1 pseudogene is annotated in these 535 nt (G+C 67.3%); it reads left to right on the top strand.

Annotated elements, in window-relative coordinates:
* Positions 1-535: pseudogene (locus CFP71_RS22705) on the top strand (RNA degradosome polyphosphate kinase); the annotation flags it as partial.

The following is a 535-nucleotide window of genomic DNA, read 5'->3' as shown; positions in this document are numbered from 1 at the left end:
CGCGGACGAGAAGGTGCTGGCGATCAAGCAGACGCTGTACCGCACCTCCGGCGACTCCCCGATCGTCGACGCGCTGATCGACGCGGCCGAGGCAGGCAAGCAGGTCGTCGCGCTCGTGGAGATCAAGGCCCGGTTCGACGAACAGGCCAACATCACCTGGGCCCGCACGCTGGAACGCGCCGGCGTGCACGTGGTCTACGGTCTCGTCGGCCTCAAGACGCACTGCAAGGTGTCGATGGTGGTGCGCCAGGAGGGTTCGACCATCCGCCGCTACTGCCACATCGGCACCGGCAACTACAACCCGAAGACCGCGCGCCTCTACGAAGACCTCGGCATCCTGACCGCCGACCCGACGATCGGCGCGGATCTGACGGATCTGTTCAACGTGCTCACCGGGTACTCCCGCCAGGACACCTATCGCAACATCCTCACGTCGCCGCACGGGATCCGCCGCGGCATCGTGCGCGCCATCGGCGAGGAGATCGAACTCGCCCGCGCCGGCCAGACCGCCGGGATCCGGATCAAGTGCAACTCG

Source organism: Amycolatopsis thailandensis (genome assembly GCF_002234405.1).
In the GTDB taxonomy this organism is placed as follows: domain Bacteria; phylum Actinomycetota; class Actinomycetes; order Mycobacteriales; family Pseudonocardiaceae; genus Amycolatopsis; species Amycolatopsis thailandensis.
Note: the sequence above shows the minus strand (reverse complement) of the source record. Positions and strands in the feature narration are given on the sequence as shown.